The following is a 25,623-nucleotide window of genomic DNA, read 5'->3' on the forward strand; positions in this document are numbered from 1 at the left end:
CTAAAATACTATTTATTGCATTATAATTCTTAGGATAAAAATGAAAATTATTTTTTTAACTTTTTTTATTGTGATAAATTATATCCAAGCAGCTAGTTTAGAAGAAATCAAAACGGCACTAGCTAAAGAATTTAGAAATAATTTTCCTAAAATTATAATTTCTCAAATTGATTTAAAAATAACATCATTGCCTAAAGATTTTGATCAATATGAATTTCTAAGAATTGCTAATGGGCGTTTTAATCAAGCACAAGGCTTTTTAAGAGCTGAATTTAAAACTCCGCAAAATATACAAAAAAATGTATTTTTTAGATATTTCATTCAAGCAAATTTAGAAGTTTTAAAAAGCGAACGCGCTATAAAAAGAGGAGATAAACTTGGAGCTTTTGACTATAAAAGCGTATTGATTGATTTTGATAAAGTTCCTTTAAATGCCTTAACCTTAGATGATGTAGATAATTTTGTAGCTAAAAGCAATATTAACAAAAACACCATTTTAAGAGCAAATATGTTTAAAACCACAGCTTTAATACGCCGAAATGATCCTATAATCGGAGTTTTAAGTGAAGCAAATGTTGATGTTTTAATCGAACTTGTGGCTTTGCAAAGTGCAAATATGGGCGAAAGGATTCGTGCAAAAAACAAAGAAGGTAAAGTTATGCAAGGCATCGTAGTGGGTAAAAATAGGATGATTATACAATGAAGGTTTTATTAGGAATTTCTGGTTCAAGCAGTGTCAATTTAGGCTTAAAATTATTAAAAAATTTAGAAAATCAATGCGAACTTTATTGTATTTTAACTCAAGGTGCAAAACTTAGTTTCAAAGCTGAAAATGAAGCAAATTTAGAAGAAATTTGTCAAGAAAATTTTAAATACACTCATTTTTTAGATGATAAAAATTTAAGTCTAAGTGTAGCAAGTGGATCTTTTGGAATAGAAAAAACTATCATTGCTCCTTGTTCGATTTCAAGTTTAGCAAAAATTCACGCTGGTTTTGCAGACACTCTTTTAATGCGTGCTGCAGCAGTGGCCTTAAAAGAAAGAAAAAAACTCATCTTAGGCGTACGTGAAATGCCTTTTTCTACTTTAAATTTAGAACATATGTTAAAACTTAGCCAAATGGGAGTTATTATCGCACCTCCTATTATCGCAAGTTATTCTAAAGCAAACAATCTAGAACAAATGGAAAATTTTATCGTAGGTAAATGGCTAGATCTTTTAAAAATAAAACACAATTTATATGAAAAATGGCAAAATTTTTAGTTTAAATTTGTTATATTTTTAAAAAAAATTGGAGCAAAAATGACTTGTTTATATCCTGGGACTTTTGATCCTATTACCAACGGACATTTGGATGTTATCAAACGAGCTTTAAAAATTTTTGATGAAGTCATCGTTGCCATAGCAAAAAGTGAACATAAAAAACCTTGCTATGATTTAGAAAAACGCAAAGAACTAGCCCTGCTTGCAACACAAAATTTAAAAAATGTTAAAATCATTGCTTTTGATAATTTACTTGTAGATTTAGCCAAAGAATTAAAAGTTAATACTATAATCCGTGGACTTAGAGCGGTGAGTGATTTTGAATACGAATTGCAAATTGGCTATGCAAATCACGCACTTTGGGAAGATATGGAAACCATTTATCTTATGCCAAGTCTAAAACATGCTTTTATTTCAAGTTCTATTGTTCGCTCTATAGTAGCACATGGGGGCGATGTAAGTTCTCTTGTTCCAAAAGAAATTCTACCTTTTTTAAAGGATCAATCTTGTATGTAGTTTTTGAAGGTATTGACTGCGTAGGAAAAAGTACGCAAATTTCACTTTTAAAAGAAATTTACAAAGACGCCATTTTTACACTCGAACCTGGCGGAACAGAACTTGGAAAACATTTAAGAGAAATTTTACTTAATAAAACTCATCCTATTAGCAAAAGAGCTGAACTCTTGCTTTTTTTAGCTGATCGTGCTCAACATTTTGAAGAAATCTTAAAAACCAATCAAAACAAACTCATTATTAGCGATAGAAGTTTTATTTCAGGCATGGCTTATGCCAAAGATTTTGAAAACGATTTGCTTTTTGCTTTAAATAGTTTTGCTTTAGAAAATTTTTTTCCACAAAAAATTATCTTTTTAAAAGGAGATGCAAACCTTATTCAAGAACGCCTCAATCAAAAAGAACTAGATAGCATAGAAAAACGTGGCATTGAGTATTTTTTAAGTGTGCAAGATAAACTCGAAAAAGTGCTTCATTTTTTAAAAGAAAAAATTTCTATAGAAATTTTAACACTTGACGCAAAAGAAAATAAAGAAAAATTACACCAACAAATAAAGGAATTTTTACAATGATTAACGCTTTAAAAGGAATGAAAGATTTATTAGATAAAGATGCATATTATTATGAAAAAGTGATTAAAACCTGTGAAGAAGTAGTTAAAAACTATGGCTTTACTTTTATCAACACACCGCATTTAGAACTTTGCACCCTTTTTAAAAGAAGCGTAGGAGAAAGTTCTGATATAGTAGGTAAAGAAATGTATGAATTTATCGATAAAGGCGAAAATCATGTTTGTATGCGCCCTGAAGGAACTGCTGGGGTGGTGCGTGCCTATATAGAAAAAAAACTCGATAAAAACACTAGTGTGAAAAGATGGTTTTATCATGGTTCCATGTTCCGCTATGAAAGACCCCAAAAGGGACGCTTAAGAGAATTTCATCAATTTGGCGTTGAGAGTTTTGGAAACGCAAGCGTTTATGAAGATGCAAGTATTATTTTAATGTTAGTAGAAATTTTTTCACGCTTAGATATTAAATTTAAACTACTGATTAACTCTTTAGGTTGTTTAGAATGTATGCCAAAATATCGTGAAAATTTAATACATTTTTTAGATGGCAAAGAAGGTTTTTGCGAGGATTGTTTGCGTAGAAAAAACTTAAATCCCATTCGTGTTTTAGACTGTAAAAATGAGCATTGCCAAAGCTTACTTAACGATGTTCCGCTTTTAAATCAAAATTTATGCTCATCTTGTCAAAAAGATTTTGAAATTTTACAAAGCGTTTTAAGAGAAAATGGAGTGGATTTTGAAGTGGATCCTAAGCTTGTTAGAGGGCTTGATTACTACTCTAAAACGGCTTTTGAATTCATTAGCGATGAAATTGGTGCAAAAGCTGCTATTGCTGGGGGTGGAAGATATGATAGACTCATTGAATACCTTGATGGAAAAAGTGGTTTTGGCGTAGGTTTTGCCATGGGCATAGAAAGAATTATAGCTATTTTAGAACAAAAAGAAGAAAAGGTTCAAAGAGAAGGAATTTATCTTTGTGCTATGGATGAAATTTATATCCAAAAACTTTTGCATATCGCTACAAATTTAAGAAAAGAATATAAAGTGTTTTTAAGCTATGAGGCAAGAAAACTAGCTAAACATCTCGAAAACGCGGATAAAAATAATGCTGAAATTTTTCTTTGTATGGGAGAAAATGAAGCACAAAGTGAAAGTTTGTTTTATAAAAATTTAGCAAAAAAAGAAGAAAAAATGATTAAAATTTCAGACTTAAAGAAGGTTTTATAATGGATTATGGTATTGATATTTGGGGAAATGAAAATTTTATTATCAAAAATGGTAAAGTTTGTATCAATCATGAGAAAAAACCTGCTATTATTGATATAGTTAAAGAATTAAGAGATGATGGATACAAGGGGCCTTTACTTTTAAGATTTCCTCATCTTATTCAAAAACAAATTGAAAATATTTACGGAAATTTCAATAAAGCAAGAAAGGAATTTGGCTATAAAGGAGGATTTAATGCTGTTTATCCTTTAAAGGTCAATCAATACCCTGGTTTTGTAAAAAATCTTGTAAAGCTTGGAAAAGACTATAACTACGGACTTGAAGCAGGTTCTAAGGCAGAGCTTTTACTCGCTATGGCTTATAATAACGAAGGCGCACCTATTACAGTAAATGGCTTTAAAGATAGAGAACTTATCAATATAGGCTTTATCGCAGCTGAAATGGGGCATAATATCACTTTAACCATAGAAGGACTTAATGAACTTGAAGCTATCATAGACATAGCCAAAGAACGCTTTAAACCTAAACCAAATATAGGCTTACGCGTGCGTTTGCATTCTGCTGGAGTTGGAATTTGGGCAAAAAGCGGTGGGATTAATTCTAAATTTGGACTTACATCCACTGAACTCATAGAAGCAGTAAATTTACTCAAAGAAAACAAACTTTTAGAACAATTTACCATGATTCACTTTCATCTAGGCTCACAAATTACCGAAATTCATCCTTTAAAAAAAGCCCTAAATGAAGCAGGAAATATCTATACAGAACTTAGAAAAATGGGGGCTAAAAATCTAAAAGCTATTAATCTTGGTGGTGGTTTGGCTGTAGAATACTCACAATTTAAAAATGAAAAAAGTAGAAATTACACCCTAAGAGAATACGCTAACGATGTAGTTTTTATCCTAAAAAACATAGCTGAACAAAAAAAAGATTTAGAACCTGATATTTTTATAGAAAGTGGACGTTTTGTAGCAGCTAATCATGCTGTTTTAATCGCTCCTGTATTGGAACTTTTTTCTCAAGAATATGCAGAAAACAAACTCATACTTAAAAAACAAAATCCAAAACTTATCGATGAGCTTTATGATCTTTATAAAAGCATAAAACCTTCCAATGCATTAGAATACTTGCACGATAGCATAGATCATTTAGAGAGTATTTTAACTCTTTTTGATTTGGGCTATGTGGATTTACAAGATCGCTCCAATGCTGAAATTTTAACTCATTTGATTACAAAAAAAGCCATCTTGCTTTTAGGCGATAAGCAAAATCCTGCGGATTTACTTGCCATACAAGATGAAGTACAAGAAAGGTATTTGGTAAATTTTTCGCTCTTTCAAAGCATACCTGATTTTTGGGGCTTAGAACAGAATTTCCCCATCATGCCACTTGATCGCTTAGATGAAGAACCGACTCGAAGTGCAAGTATTTGGGATATAACCTGCGATAGTGATGGAGAAATTTCATACTCTAAAGATAAGCCTTTATTTTTACACGATGTAGATGTAGAAAAAGAAAATTATTTTCTAGGGTTTTTCCTTGTAGGTGCCTATCAAGAAGTACTTGGAATGAAACACAATCTTTTTACTCATCCTACTGAAGCTATTATAAGTATCAATGAAAAAGGCTATGAAGTTGAGGGGATTATAGAAGCACAATCCATACTTGATGCCTTAGAAGATTTAGACTATGATATACACGCTATCATGAATATACTTAATGAACGCATAAGTAATTCTAAGCTTGTCAATGACAAACAAAAAAAACATATTTTAGGGGAACTTTATCTCTTCTTAAATGATAATGGTTATTTAAAAAGTATAGGAGTTTAGATGAATTTTTGGGGTATTATAAAAGAAGATTTTTCTCAACCAAAGGCACAAGATCCAGCTTTTAATTCTTCTATAGAACTTTTTTTTAATTACCCTGGAGTATGGGCTGTGGTAAATTACCGTTTTGCACATTTTTTTTACATAAGAAATTTTAAACGCATTGCCAGAATGATTAGTGGAATTTCGCAATTTCTAACTGGAGTAGATTTACATCCTGGAGCAAAACTTGGAAGACGTATTTTTATAGATCATGCCAATGGGGTGGTTATAGGTCAAACAGCGATCATAGAAGATAATGTTTTAATTTATCAAGGCGTTACTTTAGGTGGAACAAGCCTTGAAAAAGGAATCAAACGCCATCCAACCATCAAAAAAGGAGTGATCATAGGCTCAGGTGCAAAAGTACTTGGCAATATCACCATAGGAGAAAATGCCAAAATAGGCTCAAATGCTGTAGTGGTTAAAGATGTAGGTGCAAATTTAACTGCCGTTGGAATTCCTGCTTATATTATCGAAGAGCGTAAAAATAAAAATATTAGAGCTATAGATGCAAATTGCGATGACAAACTAGAAAAGTTAGAAAAGAAAATTTTAGAACTTGAAAATCTTATATTAAAACGACCTGAATCACAAAAATAATAATTTTTTATAATACATAAAATTATGCATATTATTATGCGTATTAATTTTTCCTAAAAAATTAATACAAATTTTCACATTTATTGAAATTTATAACTCATTTTTAAATTAAATTTATTACAAAAATGCAATTTTCTGCTAAAATTAAACAAAAATTATCAAGGATTGAAAAATGCTTACAAAAAGATCTCAAGTTTTAGAAGAATCTATCACTTTAGCTATCACCGCACTTGCCAATGAACTTAAAGCTAAAGGCGAGGATATCATTAGTTTTTCAGCAGGCGAACCTGATTTTGACACACCGCAAACCATCAAAAATGCCGCCATAAATGCTATTGAAAAAGGATGTGGAAAATACACTGCTGTTGCGGGAATTCCTGAAGTATTAAAAGCTATTCAAACCAAATTTAAAAAAGATAATAATCTTGATTATGAAACAAGCGAAATTATCACCAATGTAGGCGCAAAACACTCTCTTTTTGAATGTATAGAATGCTTAGTAGAAAAAGATGATGAAGTCATTATCCCTAGTCCTTACTGGGTAAGCTATCCTGAAATGGTAAAATTTGCAGGTGGAAAACCTGTATTTATAGAAGGCTTGGAAGAAAATGGCTTTAAAATTACCGCTGAACAACTAAAAAAAGCTATCACAGCTAAAACCAAGGTTTTGATGCTAAATTCTCCTTCAAATCCTGTAGGATCGATTTATTCTAAAGAAGAATTAACTCAAATTGCTAAAGTTTTAGAAGGAACTCAAATTACTGTTTTAAGTGATGAAATGTATGAAAAACTTCGCTATGATAGTTTTGATTTTGTAGCTTTTGCAAGTGTAAGCGAAGATGCTTTAAAACGCACTGTGACTATTAACGGACTTAGCAAATGTGGAGCTATGCCAGGATGGCGTTTTGGCTATATGGCAAGCAAAAATAAAGCCCTAATTTCAGCCGTTAAAAGACTTCAAGGACAAAGCACTTCGAATATTTGCTCCATCACTCAACATGCAGCCATTCCTGCTTTAAATGGAGAATGTGATGAAGATATAGAAAAAATGCGTCAAGCCTTTGAAAAACGCCGTAACTTAGCCTTAGATATGCTTAAACAAATCCCAAATATCAGTGTTTATAAACCAGAAGGTGCTTTTTATCTTTTTGTAAATATACAAAAAATAGAAAAAGATTCTATGAAATTTTGCCAAAAATTGCTTGAACAAGAAAAAGTTGCCGTTGTTCCAGGTATAGGTTTTGGAATGGATGGATACTTCAGACTTTCTTATGCCACAAGCGATGAGCTTATCAAAAAAGGTTTAGAAAGAATAGCAAATTTCATTGCTTCTTATTAAGTCTTAAAATTACTTTAAGGCTTAATAAGCACAGCATTTACCCTTTGAACACTATCTGATTTATTTAAACTCAATCTTATTATAGAATTTTCTAATCCACCTAAAGAATGTGCTACATTTGCCTCTAGGCTTATCATATCTAAAGCATTTAATTCAAATTTTTCCTTTTCCATTTCAAACCAAATTTTACCGCTTAAAACTTGAACATGTATAGCAAAAGGAGCTTTATGCTCTTTCATCACACTATCTTTAGCTAATAAAATTTGAATTTCTTTGCCTTTTTCATTGTCAATTAAAACATTGATTTTCACTTCTTTTGGGATAAATTCTGCCCTATTCCATTGAATGATTTTCATAAAATCTCCTTTTTAGTTTTATAAAACTATAGCAAAAACCAAAATATAAATTATAAACTTGTGTTAATTTATTCTTCTTTCCACCAAAAATCCTGTTTAAATTTAGCTCCTACTTCATAAGCCTCGCCCATTTTTGGTGTGATAAGGGGTAAATCTAAATTTTCATAAAGAAATTTTACCACCTCATTCCACGCATGAGTTCCTGCTAAAAATCTCCCCCAATGTATAGGCATGACAGCTTTTGCATTAAGATCTTTTGCTTCTTTTAAAATTTGCTCAGGAAAAGAGTGTGAATATGGCCAGGCGATATTAAATTGTCCGCTTTCAAGACAAGCTAAGTCAAAATCTCCAAAATACTCAGCTATTTTTTTAAAATGCGTAAAATACCCTCCATCTGCGCTAAAAAACACTCTCTTATCTACACTTAAAAATTCCATCACAAAAGAAGCCCAAAGGGTTTTGTTTTTACCATCTCCCCTACTTGAACTGTGCTGTGCAGGTGTTGCAATGATTTTTAAATCACCAAATTCTATTCCACTCCACCAATCAAGCTCTATGATTTTTTTCTCGCTCACCCCATAGCTTTTTAGATAATTTCCCACTTTTAAAGGTGTGATAAAAAATCGTGCTTTTTCTTTTAAAGCTTTTACACTCTTAGCATCTAAATGATCAAAATGCGAATGCGTGATAATCACAGCAAAAATTTCATTAAAATCATTTATATTATAAACAGGAGCATTTTTAAAAGCCTTGTTGATAAAAGAAATGGGCGAAGCATGAGTGTTAAAAATAGGATCAATCAAAATTTTATACTCTTTAAAACTTATAAAAAGCGAAGAATGGCCAAGCCAAGTAATATGTGGGGTGCTAAAATCACTCAAATCAGGCTTAAAAAAAGGTAATTTAAAAGAAGGAATGGCATTTTTAGGATAAAGATAATAATACCTCAAAATTTCTTTAAAAGACACTTTAGGAGTTATAAGACTTTGCTCATTTTCATTAAGAAAAATTTCATATTTTTTACCCTGCACTTTTTTAGCTTTTAATCTTTCATTATTTGAAATATCAAAGGTTTTAAAAAAATCTACACTCACAAACATTTATCCTTTTTTGACAATTTTATACTTTAAAAATCATTACAAACCATATTAAACATGGTATTTGCTATCTTGTCTTTAAATTCTATATTTTGATTAAATTGTTTAAAAAGTTCTAAATTTAACTCCAAGATATCTTGAATTTTATCTTTTAAAAGCGCATCAAACTCGATACGAGAATTTTGTATATCGGATTTGCTAAAAGTTTCACGTATTCTTTCATTTTTTGCTATATCATCTTTTATATCATATAAGATTTTAGCAATTTTATCGCTTTCATTAAAGTCTATATTTGCGTATTTGTTATTAAAATCTTTGATGATGTTTGAAAGTTCTTCTAATTCAGCTTCAACACTTTTGCTCGAACCATCTGCAAACGAAGGCTTTAGCTCTTCATTTCCTTGTAAAACGATGTCTTGTGTTTTATCAAGTTGCAAGCGATAACTATCAAAATCCACATTATCTAAAATTCCTTTAGCTAAATCCTCTGATTTAGGCAAGATGATCTTACTAGCAAGTTTTTTAAGTAATATATAGAGTTTTTCAAGCTCTATGTCTTCATAAGGCAATATTTGTGCAAGAAAAGAATACTCTTTAAGATAAGTTTTTGCTTTATTATAAAAATCTAATTTTTCATCATCACTTTTTTGATTAAATCTATCTAGCATTATGTCCAATTTTGCATGAATGATATTTTCTTTTTCTTTTCTTAAAATAGCATTTGCAAAATCATCTATTTCTTCTTGGGTATAAATTTCATACTCATTTAGATTTGCCTTTAAATCAAAAATTCTATTATCATCTGTGGCTTCACTTAAATAAGTTTGCTCATAAAACACACTAAAAGATTTTGCTATATCTTCATGAGTATTTACAAAATCTAGCACAAAAGTGTTTTCTTTGTTTTTGCAAGTTCGGTTTAGTCTTGATAGAGTTTGTACTGCACTTACCCCACTTAATGCTTTATCCACATACATAGTATGTAATAATGGCTCATCAAATCCGGTTTGGTATTTTTCCGCAACGATTAAAAAACGATACTCATCTTTTTTAAACTCATCTTTTAAAACATTTTCCGCAAAACCATTTAAAGCACTTTCGCTATAAATTTCACCTTCTAAATTTACTTCACCTGAAAAAGCTACAATGGCTTTAAAATGTGGATAATTTTTTCTTAAATATTCTCTAAAAACAAGATAATACTTTACAGCATTTTCTCTTGAGCTTGTTACAATCATAGCTTTTGCTTTACCATTTATCTTTTTAAAGCTATTTTGGAAAAAATGCTCACACATGATTTGTGATTTTTGTTCGATTGTTTTGATATTGTTTTGGACATAGGCTTTTAGTTTTGTGCTTGCTCTTTTTTTATCGTATTTTGGATTATCATTTGTACAAGATATGATTTTATAATAACTTTTATAGGTTGTATAGCCTTTTAATACATCAAGTATAAATCCTTCTTCTATGGCTTGTTTCATCGAGTAAAGATGAAAAGGGATAAACCTTTGTTCTCCATTAACATCACAAGGCATACCAAACATTTCTAAGGTTTTTGGCTTAGGCGTAGCGGTAAATGCAAAATAAGAAGCATTACTTTGGAGTTTTTTATTTTTTATGATTTCTAAAATTTCATCATCTAAATTTTGACTTTCATCGCCGCTTTTATCCCTTATGGCTTCTGCCATTTTTTGAGCATTGCTTCCGCTTTGACTTGAATGAGCTTCATCGATAATGATAGCAAAAGTTTTGCTTTTTAAAGTTTTGATTTCATCTAAAATAAAAGGAAATTTTTGTATGGTTGTGATGATGATTTTCTTACCTTCTTCTAAAGCATTTTTAAGCTGTTTGCTTCCATGAGTGATAGCTTCTACTAAATTTTTTGTCTGCGAAAAGGATTTTACATTTTCTCTTATTTGACTATCAAGCACTTTTCTATCGGTTACTACGATGATAGAATCAAAGATATTTTTTTCAAGTCTATGCAAGCTTACGAGATTATGTGCAAGCCAAGATATAGAATTACTCTTGCCACTTCCTGCACTATGCTGGATCAAGTAGCGTTGCCCTGTGCCGTTTTCTTTTGCATGGGCGAGTAGCTTTTCTACCACATCGAATTGATGGTATCTAGGAAATATGATGATTTCTTCATTTTTCTTTTTTACAACTTGCACAAAATTAAAAAATAAATTTAGCAAAGTATCTTTTTTAAAGATTTTCTCCCACAAATAAGCTGTTTTTATACCATCACTTGGCGGATTACCTGCTCCATTTGCTAGGCCTATTTTGCCACTACCATTATTTAAACCAAGGTTAAAAGGTAAAAATGTAGTCGCATCTTGATCTAATTTCGTACTCATGTAACAAAGATCATGATCTAGCGCAAAATGCACTATCGTATAGTTAAATATAGCTTCTTTTGGGTTTCTATCTTTTTTGTATTGCTCTATAGCGTGAAAGACATTTTGTCCGGTGAAATGGTTTTTAAGCTCTATGGTGATAAGAGGCAAGCCATTTAAAAAGATCACCATATCAAGGGAGTTTTTATTTTGCGTGCTATAGTAAAGCTGGCGTATGATAGAAAGGGTGTTTTGCTCGTATTTTTTCACGCTTTCTTCGTTTGCATTGGTATTTGGCTTGGCAAAGGCTAGGTAAATTTTAATGCCTTTGATCTCCACATAGCCTTGCAAAGCTTTAACTATGCCTTTAGTTTTGATCTGTGAGAAAATACGATCAAAAAGTTCTTTTTTATAGTTTTGCCCACAACGCTTTTTAAGCTCTTCTAATGCTACACTTTGTGTAGCTTGCAAGAAATTTTCAAAAATTTCTGTATCGATACATAAATTTTTATCGTAATTTTCATTTGTTCTTTTGATATAGGCATGGTTTTCTAACAAATAAGACTCTATGAAATCTTCTAAATCTTTTTCTTGGTAGTTAGTCATTGTTGGTTTCCTTTAGTCATCATTATGTTATAATGTTCAAGATGTCCCAAATATTCAAATACTTTTTTAAATGCTTCAAAAAATATATCGATATTGATTTCTTTTACATCTGACATATTACCCATAAAAGAATGGGATTCTCTATTGATATACCGACAAAAAGCTTCAAATTTCTTTTCTTTATCTTCATTCTCTATTTTTTTTATTATATCAATTGTATCTTTTTGAATAAAACCTAGAAAATATTCTAAAATATTTCTCATAGTATTAGGAATTAATATAGCATGAATTTTACCTTCTTTATAATCTTTTAAAATTTGCCAATAAGCTTGATAGTCATTTAAAATTTCATCTTCTTTCATTATATCGATATGAGATATATAATTCTCATTTCTTCTAATTCTAAAAGTATAAATATCTTTTTTATAATCTTCTCTAAACCCTATTAATTCCTTAAAAAAATACAAATGGTGTGTTAAAATAAAAATTTGTTTATAACTACCATCTTTATTGCGTAAAAATATTTCTTTAATAAGTTGAGCTATATTATAAACATAATTAAAAGAAAGGCTAGAAATAGGATCATCAATCACGATAATTTTATCTAAAATTGCTTCATCTTTTTCTTTTTTGCCTTGACAGAGTTGCAAAAAATACAAAAATGAAATTAAAGTTTTTTCACCTTCACTTAGAGTTTTAAAACTAGGTTTATTCTCTCCTTCTCTTGCGATAATGTATTCTTGCTTTTCATTGTCATGAGTTTTGATATAGAAACTTAAAATTCCTAAATCTTTCAAATGGTTATTTATCTTATCAACTGCTTCTTGGATATTAATTACCTCTTTTTGTTTTTCTTTTATGGTATTTTCTATATGTTGTATGTCATCTTTGATAGCTTGATTTTCTTTATCTAAAACTCCTTTATTTATTTCCTGTTCCTTTTTATCTTTGTTGTATTTTTCTATAATCTCCTTTTTTTCAAAAATCACAAATTCCCAAAATTGTTTTTCTAATTTCTCTTTCTCATTTTTACAATTATCCAACTTGCTATTAAATTCTATGATTTTTTGTTGTATTTCTTTGATATAATCATTAAAATTTTGAAACACTTCATTAGTTTTTTCTAATTCTATTTTTTTACTAGGTTCTTTAATCTTTTCTTGAATTTTTCTAATATTTTCTTCAAGTTTTAATTTTACTTGAGAATATAATTTTTCAAATTCTGAATTTTTATCATCTAAAATATCTCCTCTGTAAAAAGTCTCTATACTTGGTATATTTGACAATAAATTTTGATATTCATCATTTAATTTTTTTACTTCTTTTATTTTACTTTCATATGTTTTATCAAAATAATTCTCTAAATAGCTTTTAAATTCTGTAGTGATTGTGTTACTTTGGCAAAAAGGACAAGTTTGAGAATCTTGCAAAACATACTTATCAAAACCATCTTTTACCCAATCTTCATTCCCTAACTTTTTAATTAAATTTGCGATAACGCTATCTTGATTCCCTACAATTATTTCATTAAACATTAAGTTATTTTCTATATTTTTAAATTCTATATTTGGAATTTCATTGATATTTTCTAATTTAACTTGTGTCGCATCAGTAAGAATGTTATATTGTTTCTTTAATTCTTCTAAATTTGTATTTTGATTTATTGTATCAAGAGATAAAACTTCTTCTATTTTTGGATTTATAAATTTAAAAAAACTTTCTTTGCTTCCCTTTTTTCCTTCAAAAAAATCTTTAAAATTATCACTGTAATTTTGCTTGATTTTCCAAATATCACCTTTAAAATCATTTTCTATTTTTATTATATCTTTTTGTTTTTCTTCTAATTTTCTTTGATTTTCATCTTGACTAGATTTTAATCTTATTAATTCTTTTTGTAAATTTTCAATTTCTTGTTTTACAATTATATTTTCTTCAGAGAGTGTAAAAATACCTTTTTGCCTATCCGTATCATAAAAATTTTCATCAATAAAATCTTGATTATAAACTAAATTTTCTTGATTGATTAAACCTTCTATTTTACAATCCTTAAATTTTTCATCTTTTTGATTTGCTAAAAATTTAGAAATTTGCGTTTTTCCTGCTCCATTTAAACCATAAATCAAATTAATACGCTTATTTGTTTCTAGTGTTGTTTCATCTTTATAACTCGCTACATTTTTCATAGAAATTTTAGTAATCATCTTTTATCCCTTTATAAGTTAATCCTACCACAAACAGCTTGGTTTATGAGTGTGGTTTTGTATTCTTTTATGAGTTTTATTTGTTTTTTGGTTTTTTCTATTATAGCATCTATTTTAGAAATTTCAGAATCTAGAAATTTTGCGATTTGCTCTTGTTCTTTTAGGGGTGGGATAACAACGGATAATCTACCTAACAACTCTTGACTAAGAGAAGCTCTAGTTACTAAACCATTTTCTTTTGCAAAAAAAGGATTGATTAAAGCTTCTTCTAAAATAAAACTTTGCAAAATTATTATCTAAAACTTTTTTATCAGCTCTAAAGCGTATCAAGAAACCTGCAAATACTGCATTTTCAATAGTTTTTAAACATACCGAACTTATACCTATTTCATCAATAGTTTCAGAAGTTCTAGTAAAAAAGATATCACCTTGTTTTACAGAATATATTTTTCTATCAATTTCTGTAGAATTCACAAGCCCTTTAATATTATAAGGGATACAAATATTATTATAAATATCTCCATAACTAACAAAAGGATATCCTGCTCCAAATGCTTCAGAATTGATACTTATTCCATTTTGAAAGCTTCCTAAATATTTTAATTTCACAATCTTCCAATGTTGTGGAATCTCCCCTAAATGTTCTATACCACTATCTTTGAAATTTATATTTTTATCAAGTCCTTTTGTGATAGTTTCATTTATCAGGGTTTGTTTTTGTTCTTTTAAAAGTGTGATGAGTTTTTCTTTTTTTCTCTATAAAATTTGCTATTTTTTCACATTTTTCATCTAAAAAATTTGCAATTTGCTCTTGCTCTTTTAAGGGCGGAAGTGGAATTTTAATATTTTGAAAATCTTCATATCTTAAATTATTCATATCCGAACAAAGTCCGTAAGAATATTTTTCATATTCACTAATCATATTTTTTGATTTTAATAAATAATAACTAAAACTAATATTTATTTGTTTATTTGAAATAGCTACAACATAAGCGGGACTTACTATACCTTTTTCAAGCATATTTATACCAACAGCACCTTGCCACATTCTCATTTTATTGTAAGCTATTGCACCTATAGGAACTATTTTGCAACTTGATTTATCATCATTAGAAGTATCTTTTTTGTTTGTTATATCATTTTGATAAACCACACCATTTGCTATAGTTACAGATAACAATGGATAGTTATTATCATTACATCTTACATTAAATTCATTAAAACAATATCTAATAGGAACTATCTGCCAATGCTCCGGAATTTCCCCAAGCCATTCTATGCCACTATCTTTAAAAACTCTCACTGCATAATCTCTCTTAAAAGATCTTGCACTTCTTTTTCTAGCTTTTCTAATTCGCTGTTTATTTCTTCTAGTTTTCTTGGTGGCGTATAAGTATAAAAGTATTTATTAAAAAGTATTTCATAGCCCACACTTGCACTCTCCCACGCTATCCAAGAGTTTGCTACATAAGGCTTTACTTCTATGTCATAGTAGTTTTGTATGTCTGTTTTGAGTGGAATTTTTTAGTATTGTTGGTTTTGTCACTATCGATGATGAGATTTTCTTCGCTTTTTTTAAGCTTTACACCTAAAAATTTGATAAATTCTTCTCTGTTTTTAAAGTCTTGTGGATTTTGTTCTAATTCTTGTAATTTTTCTAAGATTTTATCTTTGTCTTTTAGTTTTGCAAATTTTTCATCATCTTTTAGAAATTCTATGCTTTTTGGTTTTTCTATGATGATTTTAGTATAGCCAAAGTCTTCATTATCCAAAATCTTGCAATCTTTGTTGCTTGCATTTTCTAAAAATAATTTAGTGATTTTTTCTATATGTTCTTTAGTCATTTCATTTTGTTTAGAGCCTAAAGATTTTTTCATTTTTGAAAAATATTCTTCATTTGTAGCGTTTATAAGCTGGACTTTGTCTTTTTTGTGTTCTGGCTTTTTGTTGGTGATGATCCATATAAAAGTGGGAATGCCGGTGTTATAAAACATATTAGTAGGTAGGGCGACTATGGCTTCAAGATAGTCGTTTTCTATGATATGCTTTCTTATAGCTACCATACCGTTATCTGAGTTAAAAAGTGAGCTTCCATTATGCACGCTTGCGATACGAGAACCCAAATGGGTGTCAAATTTCATCTTGCTAAGCATATTGAGCAAAAACATCATTTGTCCATCGCTTTTGCTTGTGATACCTACGCTAAATCTTGGATCATTACAAGTTGAATTTAAACCTTTCTTTTCCACGCCTAGAATTTTTTGATCATTTTCCCAAGACTTACCATAAGGTGGATTGCTAAGCATGAAATCAAATTGTAAGTTTTGTTGATCATTGCTTAAAGTAGAGCCAAATTTTATATGATCTGGATCTTCGCCTTTTATCAGCATATCTGCTTTACATATAGCATAAGTTTCAGGATTGATTTCTTGTCCGTAAAGATAAATATTTGCCTTTGACTGTATAAGCCCTTCAGGATCTGTGATAAATTCTTTTGATTCTGTTAGCATACCACCACTTCCACAAGCATAATCATAAATAAGCCATGTTCCTTGCTTGATCTGCTCTTTTACAGGCAAAAATACAAGATGAGTCATAAGCTCTATAATCTCTCTTGGGGTAAAGTGCTCTCCGGCTTCTTCATTATTTTCTTCGTTAAATTTACGGATAAGCTCTTCAAAAACATACCCCATGCCAAGGTTGCTTAAGCCTTTGTGGATAACATTTCCTTTTTCATCTAAGATATCTTCTATACTGAAATTTACCTTAGGTGAGCAAAATCTCTCTATCACTCCAAAAAGTATGTTTGATTATTCTAAGGTGTCAAGTTGGTTTTTGAATTTAAATTTTAAAATGATATCTTTGATATTTTCATTAAAACAATCCAAATAATTTTCAAAATTTATTCTTATGTTTTTTGGATCATTTAGAAGGGTTTGTAGATTAAATCGAGAATAATTAAAAAAGCCTAGGTTGTTTCCTTGTTTTCCGCCTAGTATAAAATCTAAATTTTCAAATTTATCTTTATAAGTGTTGTAAACTTTGAGAACTTTATCTTTTGTAGGCTCTAAAACCGCATCAATTCTTCTTATGATTGTCATGGGTAAGATAACATCGCGGTATTTACCCTTCATATAAACATCACGAAGCAAATCATCTGCCACACTCCATATAAAGTTGACAATAGGCTGGAATTGGCTTTGTTCCATGATGTGTTCCTTATATTTTTATTAATAATATATTATATAAAATCACTACTAAAAAATTTTTAAAAATTAAATAAGATAAAATAGAATTGAGTTCAAGCCTTTTAACAAGGCTTGAATGAAGATTTTGAAAGATTACTCAACTTCAGCGTCGATTACATCGTCATCTTTTTTCTTTTTATCATTGGCTGTGTTTGGCTCATCTTTTTTATACATATTTTCAGCTAGTTTGTGAGAAACTTCACTTAAAGCTTTCATTTTGCTTTCAATCTCTTCTTTGCTTGCATTTTGATTTTTCAAAGTCTCGCGCAAATCATCAAGAGCTTTTTGGATATTTTCTTTATCAGCAGCAGCAACTTTTTCACCCAACTCACTTAAAGATTTTTCTACTTGATGGGCCAAGCTATCAGCTGCATTTCTAGCATCTACAGCTTCTTTGCGTTTTTTATCTTCTTCTTTGTGAAGTTCGGCATCTTTTACCATGTTATTAATTTCTTCTTCGCTAAGTCCGCTTGAACCTGTGATTTTGATCTCTTGAGCCTTACCTGTTGCTTTATCTTTTGCGCTAACAGTTAAAATACCATTTGCATCAATATCAAAAGTAACTTCGATTTGTGGCATACCGCGTGGTGCTGGTGGAATTCCTTCAAGATTGAAATTTCCTAAAGATTTATTATCACGACTAAATTCTCTTTCCCCTTGTAAAACATTGATAGTTACAGCACTTTGATTATCCTCAGCGGTTGAGAAAACTTGCTCTTTTTTAGTTGGGATAGTTGTACCTTTTTCGATAATCTTAGTCATTACCCCGCCTAGAGTTTCTATACCCAAAGAGAGCGGAGTAACATCAAGTAAAAGCACATCTTTAACATCGCCTTTTATAACCGCACCTTGAATCGCCGCACCAATAGCCACAACTTCATCAGGATTTACAGACTTGTTAAGATCTTTATTAAAGGCTTTTTTCACTTCTTCTTGCACTAAAGGAACACGAGTAGAGCCTCCTACCATAACGATTTCTTTGATCTCATCTTTTTTAAGACCTGCGTCACTTACTACTTCATTGATTTTAGTGATGGTTTCAGCCACTAAAGAATCAATCATACCTTCAAATTTAGCTCTAGTGAGTTTTTTAACCAAATGTTTTGGCCCACTTGCATCTGCTGTGATAAATGGTAAATTAATTTCAGTTTCATTAGCTGAACTTAATTCTTTTTTAGCGTTTTCTGCTGCTTCTTTCAAGCGTTGTAAAGCCATAACATCATTTTTAAGATCTATGCCTGTTTCATCTTTAAATTCATTAGCTAGAAAATCAATAAGTTTATTATCAAAATCATCGCCTCCTAAGAAAGCATTACCACCTGTTGCTAAAACTTCTACTACATTATCGCCGGTTTCAAGCACAGTAACGTCAAAAGTTCCCCCACCTAGATCATAAACCACAATTTTTTCACTATCTTTTTTATCAAGTCCATAAGCTAGAGCTGCTGAAGTAGGCTCATTGATAATTCTTAATACATTAAGTCCTGCTATCGTTCCTGCTTCTTTTGTCGCTTTTCTTTGCGCATCGTTAAAATATGCAGGCACGGTAATAACCGCATCTACAACACTCTCGCCCAAGAAAGCCTCAGCATCTTCTTTTAGTTTCATTAAAACTTTTGCTGAAATTTCTTGCGGAGTATAAATTTTACCTGCGATCTCAATCGCACAAGCACCATTTCTTTCAGTGATATGATAAGGAAGTCTGTTTTTAGCTTCTTTAGCCGCGTCTTCATTGATCATCAAACCCATAATTCTTTTAATAGAATAAATAGTTTTTTCAGGGTTAGTCACCGCTTGGCGTTTTGCACTATCTCCTACTAAAACCTCGCCTTTATCTGTAAAAGCTACCACAGAAGGAGTTGTATTTTTACCTTCTTTGTTTGGGATTACTTTACTCTCGCCGCGTTCATACACAGCAACACAAGAATTGGTTGTTCCTAAATCTATACCTATAACTTTACTCATTTTTTATCCTTTTTTTAAAATTTATTTTGCTACACTAACTTTGGTTGGGCGGATTACGCGATCGGCTATTTTATAGCCTTTTTGAAGCACGGTAACCACTTCACCACTTTGATGATTTTCACTATCTACATGAAACATTGCCTCATGTAAATTTGGATCAAACTCTTTTTCTTCTTTGATAAGAGCTACTCCATGCTTTTCAAGTTTTTTAAGAAACAAATCTAAAGTGTTTTGCACTCCTTCTTTGATTTTTAAGCTAATTTCATCATGGCATTCGACATTGATAGCTGCTTCTAAAGCATCTAAAACATCAAGCAAATCCTTTGCAAAACTTTCATTTGCATAAGCCATAGCGCTTAGCTTTTCTTTTTCCATTCTTTTTTTAATATTTTCAAATTCAGCGTTTGCACGCATATATTTGTCTTTTAATTCATCATAGTCTTTTTGCAATTTGTTTTGCTCAACATCTTCGATATTTTGCAAATTCTCATCTTGCAAATGTTCAGAATTTTCTGCGTTTTCGTTTTCAAATTCTTGCTTTTGCTCGCTCACGCCGCCTCCTTTATGTATTGTAATATTTTTTTATAATCCGTATAAACACTACCTGCTAAGATAATATTTACATCTTCGCCCAAAAACTGCGCATCCACCTTAAGCCCCATAAAACCTTCTTTAAATAAAGGTTCAAATTCAAGACTTTCTTTAAAATAACGATGAACTCCACAATCTAAGAGCTTAACAAATTCATCATTTTGATAAATTTGATAAGCTCTTTCTTCATTACTTCTATAGCAAATCAAATTTTGTCTTAAGCTAGCTATTTTTTCTACAAGATCCATAAAATGAACTCTCAAAGCTATTCTTTCTATACTAAAAAGATCTAATCCTATAAGACTTTGTAAAAAATTCCATGCTTCTTTTTCATATTTTAAAACGAGCTCTTCTTCTTTAAAATCAAGCACTATAAACTTAGCATTTAGATCAAGCACTTCTTTAAGTACTAAGCTTCTACCACCATAAACAAGACAATAAATTTCAAATTCTTTGCTCAACTCTTTTAAAAAATTCTCACTTTTGATATTGATATCTTGATCTTGTTCTTTTTTCCAAAAACTTTGCCAATAATTTTGCATTGTCAAAATAGTAGGAATTCTACCACTACTTATATGAAGCTGAGTGATCAACCCCTCGTCGCTAAGCCTTTTAAGATAAACGCGTATAGTTGAAGCAGGGATGCAAAGATTTAAATTCAATTCATTTGAACCAATAGGAGCATTATCTAAAAGATAAGTTTGGATGATGGAATCTAAAATCAAATCCTTTTTATCTCGGCTTTTCATAGCTCTTTCCTTAAATTTTTAGCACTCTATTTTTTGATTGCTAAAAGTATTATACAACATTGAGTGTTATTTTGTCAAGTATAAATATAAAAAAATATACTTAATTTTATTTAGTCTATATGACTAAACTTTTATTAGTTGATTTTTTATAAGAATACAACATATCAAAATAAAAATAACAATACACTTTACAAGATAATTATAAAAACTAAGCCCAAATTTTAATTAAATCAGCTATTTTTCCATAACTTGTAGAATTTGTATCAAAATAAGTTTGCTTCATTTCGTTGACAATTTCACCAAGATTGTCATAATTAAGTTTAGTTGCATCTTCAGGTTTTAAACCTAGCATTCTTGCACTTCTTTGTTTAAATAAATCCACAAAACCTTCATAGAAAATTTTAAATTTATCCAGATTAAGAACAAGTTTTTTATTACCAGTTTCTTTATCTTCAACTTCATCAAAAATTTTATCAGATAATTGCATTTTAAGTAGAGATTTTTCATCTTCACTTAAATCATCATATTTTACACCTTTACCTAATTTATCTAAGATATCTTTAATTTCTATTGTATTAGTTTGATTAAATTTAGTTAAAGTTAACATACCTACGCTTTCAGTCCATCCAGAATTTGGAGCTTTGGTTTTTACTGCTTACATGCCAGTTTCGCTAAAACTAAGCTCTCCATTAAAATCTCCATCTTTTCTTATCATTTTATCAAGCTCTAAACCTATAGTTCTACCAGCATAATCTATATCTTTAGTATCATCTGGACGCATTTCTCTAAAATCTTTTTCAAAACCAAATAGAGTATCCACGCTACCATTTAATTGTGTATAAGATTGCACAAAAAGTCCTAAATTTGTTTCCTGTGCTACAAAACCACTTTTCGTATCTTCAAGTTCATAATCTTCTAAATATCTATCATTATTTCTATCACTAGCCACATAAGCTCTAGTATATGCTATATCAGCATACCATCCAGCCACGAAATTTTCAGCTTTTCCACTTAATATATATGATCCATCAAGTCTTTTAGTCATATCTTCTTTGTCAAATTCAATCCCCATTTTATTGATGGCTGTTGAACTTAAAGCACTACGAACGAGTTTATTTGTAATAGGATCTCTAAAATATATAGTAGTCATACCTCTTTCAGCTTTTTTACTTTATCACTTACCTTTTGATTGAAAACTTTTTCATCTTCTAATCTTTGAAGCATAGTTTGAGCTACATCTGTTTTTTGCTCTTGAAATGAAGAGGAATTTTCGTCTTTTTCATTAAGAATATTTGGTTTTAAATTCAACTTAAAAGATTTGTATACACTAGCTTGCTGAGAAGATTTAGATATGGGTTGAAAATGATTAAGAAATTTTATAAAATCCATTTTGATGCCTTCAAATTTTCGACATCTTTTCAAAAATATTGTTAATATATTTTACGTAATTTTAACTTAGAAAATTTTAAATTTTATCCTCTATTATTTTCCAAACCCCTAAAAACACCCTATTCTCTTAAAAACCCTAAACAGCAACAAACTCTTTTTTAAACACAATTCTAAGCATCATCTAAAACAACAATAAAAATAAACATAGGATTTATATATAAAGTAAGCAATGAAGACATTTAACAAGTCCGCAATGAGCTACTTTCCCCCTGCCAGTAAGGCGTAGTATCATCACCCACGATGTGCTTAGCTTCTTGGTTCGGGATGGAGCAAGGCGTTTCCACATCTGTATAATCACGGACATTGTTATTTAAATATTCTTTGAAAGATTTAATTTATAAATAAAGCTTAATCTTTTATTTCTTTATTTTTTTCTTTATTCTCTTTCTTCTTTACTTATCTTTTATCTTTAATAAGTTTTTATATAGAATACTTAAAAAACAATGTTAAGAGCAAGTTCTAATACAAACTCTACTTGAAAGATTTTATTAGCTTAAAAACATAATGTTTATATAAATATTTCATATAAAACATTCAAAGCTTTCTTAAAAACCTTAACAAGGAAGTGATGCTTTATTAAAGATAAGCCAAACGCTCTATTAGTACTGGTCAGCTAAAGGACTTTCATCCATTACACACCCAGCCTATCAAACTAGTAGTCTTCTAGAGAGCTTAGAGAAGATTCATCTTAGAGTTGGCTTCACGCTTAGATGCTTTCAGCGTTTATCCTTTCCAAACTTAGCTACGCTGCGATGCTCTTGGCAGAACAACAGCTACACCAGTGGTTTGTTCAACCCGGTCCTCTCGTACTAGGGTCAAATCTCTTCAATCTTCTTACGCCCACGGCAGATAGGGACCGAACTGTCTCACGACGTTCTGAACCCAGCTCGCGTACCGCTTTAAATGGCGAACAGCCATACCCTTGGGACCTGCTCCAGCCCCAGGATGCGATGAGCCGACATCGAGGTGCCAAACCTCCCCGTCGATGTGAGCTCTTGGGGGAGATCAGCCTGTTATCCCCGGGGTACCTTTTATCCTTTGAGCGATGGCCCTTCCACACAGAACCACCGGATCACTAAGACCGACTTTCGTCTCTGCTTGACTTGTATGTCTTGCAGTTAAGCTGGCTTATACCTTTATACTCTACGAACGATTTCCAACCGTTCTGAGCCAACCTTTGTAAGCCTCCGTTATTATTTGGGAGGCGACCGCCCCAGTCAAACTACCCACCAGACATTGTCCCACTTGAGGATAACTCAAGCTGGTTAGCTACCCAAATAAGAAAGAGTGGTATCTCAACAACGGCTCATATACAACTGGCGTCATATACTCAAAGCCTCCCACCTATCCTGCACATTCTTATCCAAGTAGCAGTGTCAAGCTGTAGTAAAGGTCCACGGGGTCTTTCCGTCTTGCCGCGGGTAGGAGGAATTTTCACCTCCACTACAATTTCACTGGATCCCTCTTTGAGACAGCTCCCATCTCGTTACGCCATTCATGCAGGTCGGTATTTAACCGACAAGGAATTTCGCTACCTTAGGACCGTTATAGTTACGGCCGCCGTTTACTCGGGCTTCGATCAAGAGCTTCGCTAATGCTAACCCCATCAATTAACCTTCGAGCACCGGGCAGGCGTCACACCCTATACATCCTCTTACGAGTTAGCAGAGTGCTGTGTTTTTGGTAAACAGTCGGGAGGGACTCTTTGTTGTAAGTTTCCTTGCTTTCGGAGTAAATCCTAATACAAAGCTAACCACACCTTATACCGAAGATACGGTGCTATTTTGCAGAGTTCCTTAAAGAGAGTTCTTCCACGCGCCTTAGAATACTCATCCCACCCACCTGTGTCGGTTTACGGTACGGGCAACATTAGCTAAACTTAGAAACTTTTCTTGGCTCGACGGCATCAGGGGTTCTTCTATCCATCCGAAGACTTCAAAAAGCCTTTCAGTTCTCGGAGTATTGTTATACGGATTTGCCTGTATAACCTCCTACGACCTTAGACTAGCACTTCCATCCGCTAGCCCCCTTAGCCCTAAGCGTCCTTCCATCGCACACTAATGTTGGTATTGGAATATTAACCAATTTGCCATCGTCTACCCCTTTCGGACTCGACTTAGGACCCGACTAACCCTACGATGACGAGCATCGCGTAGGAAACCTTGGGTTTACGGCGTTAATGATTCTCACATTAATTATCGCTACTCATGCCTGCATGCTCACTTCTATTCGCTCCAGCACTCCTTACCGGTATACCTTCGACGCAAATAGAACGCTCTCCTACCACTTGCACACAACTTAAACTACTTAAACTTTAAACCAAGAATATTTTTACTGATTTTACTAAGCTTTATTTCTATCTTTACTCTATAAAAATCAGTAAAAATATAACTTAAAACATATAACTTAGTTTTTTTATATTCTAAACTTAAATAATCTAAGTTGTGTGCAAGTCTACAGCTTCGGTACTTACTTTAGCCCCGTTATATTTTCCGCGCAAAATCACTAGACCAGTGAGCTATTACGCTTTCTTTAAAGGATGGCTGCTTCTAAGCCAACCTCCTGGTTGTTTAAGTAACTTCACATCGTTTTCCACTTAAGTAAGATTTAGGGACCTTAGCTGGTAGTCTGGGTTGTTTCCCTCTTGACGACGGATTTTATCACTCGCCGCCTGACTGCTGTGATTACATATAAGGTATTCGGAGTTTGATAGGGTTTGGTACATTGGTGTATGCCCTAGCCCATTCAGTGCTCTACCCCCTTATATTACGACACAACGCTATACCTAAATATATTTCGGAGAGAACCAGCTATCACGAAGTTTGATTGGCCTTTCACCCCTATCCACAAGTCATCCCGGGGCTTTTCAACGCCTATGGGTTCAGTCCTCCACTAGTTCTTACACTAGCTTCAACTTGCTCATGGATAGATCACTTCGTTTCGGGTCTGCAGCATCTGACTAAGCGCCCTATTCAGACTCGCTTTCGCTACGGCTTCGCGTTTGCTTAACCTTGCCAGACACCACAACTCGCAGGCTCATTATGCAAAAGGCAGTCCATCACACTGTATTGCTACATAGTGCTCTGAATGATTGTAAGCAAATGGTTTCAGGTTCTATTTCACTCTGATCACCTCAGTTCTTTTCACCTTTCCCTCACGGTACTTGTGCACTATCGATCTGGTATTAGTATTTAGGGTTGGATCGTGGTCGACCCGGATTCAGACAGGATTCCTCGTGTCCCGCCCTACTCAGGATACTGCTAGCTAAGCTTTGTTTTTCGCATACGGGACTATCACCCTCTATGGCTATACTTTCCAGAATGTTCTGCTAAACTCAGCTCTTGCACATTGCAGTCCTACAACCCCCAGTGCAAGCACTGGGTTTGCCCTCTTGCGCTTTCGCTCGCCGCTACTGACGCAATCTCTATTGATTTCTTTTCCTGAGGGTACTAAGATGTTTCAATTCCCCTCGTTCGCTCCTATATAGGTAATGTATATCTCTATACATTGGGTTGCCCCATTCGGAAATCTACGGATCAAAGCTTCTTGACAACTCCCCGTAGCTTATCGCAGTCTAGTACGTCCTTCATCGCCTTTACCAGTCAAGGCATCCACCATTCGCTCTTAGTAGCTTACCTTTT

Annotated in this window: 18 protein-coding genes, 2 rRNA genes and 2 pseudogenes; 8 read left to right on the forward strand and 14 right to left on the reverse strand. The window is 32.0% G+C overall.

All coding sequences use genetic code 11. The annotated features are described in order from the left end of the window. The first annotated feature begins 40 nt into the window (after positions 1 to 40). The 8 genes from flgA to AJN69_RS01780 all read left to right on the forward strand — a co-directional run bounded on the left by flgA (position 41) and on the right by AJN69_RS01780 (position 7,381). Complete coding sequence (flgA, locus tag AJN69_RS01745; RefSeq protein WP_070209832.1) at positions 41 to 703, forward strand: flagellar basal body P-ring formation chaperone FlgA; 663 nt, start codon at positions 41 to 43, stop codon at positions 701 to 703. Beyond that, positions 700 to 1,263 (forward strand): UbiX family flavin prenyltransferase, encoded by a 564-nt coding sequence (locus AJN69_RS01750; protein ID WP_070287974.1) that lies wholly within the window; start codon positions 700 to 702, stop codon positions 1,261 to 1,263. The genes flgA and AJN69_RS01750 overlap by 4 nt, the downstream gene beginning before the upstream one ends. A gap of 39 nt (positions 1,264 to 1,302) precedes the next feature. Next, entirely contained in the window at positions 1,303 to 1,779 is a 477-nt protein-coding gene (gene coaD / locus AJN69_RS01755; protein WP_002852633.1) for a pantetheine-phosphate adenylyltransferase, read from the forward strand. After that, the gene (gene tmk / locus AJN69_RS01760) at positions 1,770 to 2,348 is read left to right on the forward strand and encodes a dTMP kinase (protein ID WP_002880642.1); all 579 of its coding nucleotides are present in this window, start codon (positions 1,770 to 1,772) and stop codon (positions 2,346 to 2,348) included. The genes coaD and tmk overlap by 10 nt, the downstream gene beginning before the upstream one ends. Next, positions 2,345 to 3,571, forward strand: a complete 1,227-nt coding sequence (hisS, locus tag AJN69_RS01765; RefSeq protein WP_070287972.1) for a histidine--tRNA ligase — start codon at positions 2,345 to 2,347, stop codon at positions 3,569 to 3,571. The genes tmk and hisS overlap by 4 nt, the downstream gene beginning before the upstream one ends. After that, entirely contained in the window at positions 3,568 to 5,403 is a 1,836-nt protein-coding gene (gene speA, locus AJN69_RS01770) for a biosynthetic arginine decarboxylase (protein ID WP_074487182.1), read from the forward strand. Before hisS ends, speA begins: the two co-directional genes overlap by 4 nt. Then, on the forward strand, positions 5,404 to 6,042 hold the full coding sequence (cysE, locus tag AJN69_RS01775) for a serine O-acetyltransferase (RefSeq protein WP_070287970.1): 639 nt from the start codon (positions 5,404 to 5,406) through the stop codon (positions 6,040 to 6,042). It begins immediately after the preceding gene. A gap of 172 nt (positions 6,043 to 6,214) precedes the next feature. After that, positions 6,215 to 7,381 carry a pyridoxal phosphate-dependent aminotransferase gene (locus AJN69_RS01780; protein ID WP_070287968.1) on the forward strand — a complete coding sequence of 389 codons (1,167 nt, stop codon included), beginning with the start codon at positions 6,215 to 6,217 and terminating at the stop codon, positions 7,379 to 7,381. Between the two features lie 14 nt (positions 7,382 to 7,395). On the opposite strand, the gene AJN69_RS01785 is transcribed toward AJN69_RS01780, so the two are convergent. The 14 genes and pseudogenes from AJN69_RS01785 to AJN69_RS01845 all read right to left on the reverse strand — a co-directional run bounded on the left by AJN69_RS01785 (position 7,396) and on the right by AJN69_RS01845 (position 25,620). Continuing rightward, a complete protein-coding gene (locus AJN69_RS01785; RefSeq protein ID WP_070287966.1) occupies positions 7,396 to 7,737 on the reverse strand; it encodes a cupin domain-containing protein in 342 nt (113 codons plus the stop codon). A 68-nt stretch (positions 7,738 to 7,805) separates the two neighbouring features. Next, complete coding sequence (locus AJN69_RS01790) at positions 7,806 to 8,837, reverse strand: MBL fold metallo-hydrolase (protein WP_002876106.1); 1,032 nt, start codon at positions 8,835 to 8,837, stop codon at positions 7,806 to 7,808. Between the two features lie 26 nt (positions 8,838 to 8,863). Beyond that, positions 8,864 to 11,779 (reverse strand): type I restriction endonuclease subunit R, encoded by a 2,916-nt coding sequence (locus AJN69_RS01795; RefSeq protein ID WP_070287965.1) that lies wholly within the window; start codon positions 11,777 to 11,779, stop codon positions 8,864 to 8,866. Next, on the reverse strand, positions 11,776 to 13,980 hold the full coding sequence (locus tag AJN69_RS01800) for an AAA family ATPase (RefSeq protein ID WP_070287963.1): 2,205 nt from the start codon (positions 13,978 to 13,980) through the stop codon (positions 11,776 to 11,778). Before AJN69_RS01800 ends, AJN69_RS01795 begins: the two co-directional genes overlap by 4 nt. A gap of 11 nt (positions 13,981 to 13,991) precedes the next feature. Beyond that, positions 13,992 to 15,283 (reverse strand): annotated as a pseudogene (locus AJN69_RS10585) (restriction endonuclease subunit S). After that, positions 15,280 to 17,189: pseudogene (locus tag AJN69_RS01815) on the reverse strand (N-6 DNA methylase). The pseudogenes AJN69_RS10585 and AJN69_RS01815 overlap by 4 nt, the downstream one beginning before the upstream one ends. A 132-nt stretch (positions 17,190 to 17,321) precedes the next feature. Next, a complete protein-coding gene (gene dnaK / locus AJN69_RS01820; RefSeq protein WP_002856760.1) occupies positions 17,322 to 19,193 on the reverse strand; it encodes a molecular chaperone DnaK in 1,872 nt (623 codons plus the stop codon). 21 nt (positions 19,194 to 19,214) lie between these two features. Continuing rightward, on the reverse strand, positions 19,215 to 19,745 hold the full coding sequence (gene grpE, locus AJN69_RS01825) for a nucleotide exchange factor GrpE (protein ID WP_002790452.1): 531 nt from the start codon (positions 19,743 to 19,745) through the stop codon (positions 19,215 to 19,217). After that, positions 19,742 to 20,533 carry an HrcA family transcriptional regulator gene (locus tag AJN69_RS01830; protein ID WP_002880628.1) on the reverse strand — a complete coding sequence of 264 codons (792 nt, stop codon included), beginning with the start codon at positions 20,531 to 20,533 and terminating at the stop codon, positions 19,742 to 19,744. Before AJN69_RS01830 ends, grpE begins: the two co-directional genes overlap by 4 nt. Before the next feature lie 208 nt (positions 20,534 to 20,741). Next, positions 20,742 to 21,140 carry a hypothetical protein gene (locus AJN69_RS09985; protein WP_180365771.1) on the reverse strand — a complete coding sequence of 133 codons (399 nt, stop codon included), beginning with the start codon at positions 21,138 to 21,140 and terminating at the stop codon, positions 20,742 to 20,744. Between the two features lie 48 nt (positions 21,141 to 21,188). Next, positions 21,189 to 21,683 carry a hypothetical protein gene (locus AJN69_RS09990; protein WP_180365770.1) on the reverse strand — a complete coding sequence of 165 codons (495 nt, stop codon included), beginning with the start codon at positions 21,681 to 21,683 and terminating at the stop codon, positions 21,189 to 21,191. Then, positions 21,680 to 21,922: a hypothetical protein gene (locus AJN69_RS09995; protein WP_180365769.1), complete on the reverse strand. Its 243-nt coding sequence runs from the start codon at positions 21,920 to 21,922 to the stop codon at positions 21,680 to 21,682. Before AJN69_RS09995 ends, AJN69_RS09990 begins: the two co-directional genes overlap by 4 nt. A gap of 245 nt (positions 21,923 to 22,167) precedes the next feature. After that, positions 22,168 to 22,284 (reverse strand): 5S ribosomal RNA (rrf, locus tag AJN69_RS01840). A 276-nt stretch (positions 22,285 to 22,560) separates the two neighbouring features. After that, positions 22,561 to 25,620: ribosomal RNA gene (locus AJN69_RS01845) — 23S ribosomal RNA — on the reverse strand. Positions 25,621 to 25,623 lie beyond the last annotated feature (3 nt).

It is taken from the genome of Campylobacter sp. BCW_4338 (assembly GCF_001763255.1).
Taxonomy (GTDB): Bacteria; Campylobacterota; Campylobacteria; order Campylobacterales; family Campylobacteraceae; genus Campylobacter_D; species Campylobacter_D jejuni.

Excerpts from the sequence above, each read along its gene's own strand:
- flgA (WP_070209832.1), top strand. The coding sequence starts at position 41 with ATGAAAATTATTTTTTTAACTTTTTTTATTGTGATAAATTATATCCAA.
- AJN69_RS01750 (WP_070287974.1), top strand. The coding sequence starts at position 700 with ATGAAGGTTTTATTAGGAATTTCTGGTTCAAGCAGTGTCAATTTAGGC.
- coaD (WP_002852633.1), top strand. The coding sequence starts at position 1,303 with ATGACTTGTTTATATCCTGGGACTTTTGATCCTATTACCAACGGACAT.
- hisS (WP_070287972.1), top strand. The coding sequence starts at position 2,345 with ATGATTAACGCTTTAAAAGGAATGAAAGATTTATTAGATAAAGATGCA.
- cysE (WP_070287970.1), top strand. The coding sequence starts at position 5,404 with ATGAATTTTTGGGGTATTATAAAAGAAGATTTTTCTCAACCAAAGGCA.
- AJN69_RS01780 (WP_070287968.1), top strand. The coding sequence starts at position 6,215 with ATGCTTACAAAAAGATCTCAAGTTTTAGAAGAATCTATCACTTTAGCT.
- AJN69_RS01785 (WP_070287966.1), bottom strand. The coding sequence starts at position 7,737 with ATGAAAATCATTCAATGGAATAGGGCAGAATTTATCCCAAAAGAAGTG.
- AJN69_RS01790 (WP_002876106.1), bottom strand. The coding sequence starts at position 8,837 with ATGTTTGTGAGTGTAGATTTTTTTAAAACCTTTGATATTTCAAATAAT.
- AJN69_RS01795 (WP_070287965.1), bottom strand. The coding sequence starts at position 11,779 with ATGACTAACTACCAAGAAAAAGATTTAGAAGATTTCATAGAGTCTTAT.
- AJN69_RS01800 (WP_070287963.1), bottom strand. The coding sequence starts at position 13,980 with ATGATTACTAAAATTTCTATGAAAAATGTAGCGAGTTATAAAGATGAA.
- dnaK (WP_002856760.1), bottom strand. The coding sequence starts at position 19,193 with ATGAGTAAAGTTATAGGTATAGATTTAGGAACAACCAATTCTTGTGTT.
- AJN69_RS01830 (WP_002880628.1), bottom strand. The coding sequence starts at position 20,533 with ATGAAAAGCCGAGATAAAAAGGATTTGATTTTAGATTCCATCATCCAA.
- AJN69_RS09985 (WP_180365771.1), bottom strand. The coding sequence starts at position 21,140 with ATGTTAACTTTAACTAAATTTAATCAAACTAATACAATAGAAATTAAA.
- AJN69_RS09990 (WP_180365770.1), bottom strand. The coding sequence starts at position 21,683 with ATGACTACTATATATTTTAGAGATCCTATTACAAATAAACTCGTTCGT.
- AJN69_RS09995 (WP_180365769.1), bottom strand. The coding sequence starts at position 21,922 with ATGGATTTTATAAAATTTCTTAATCATTTTCAACCCATATCTAAATCT.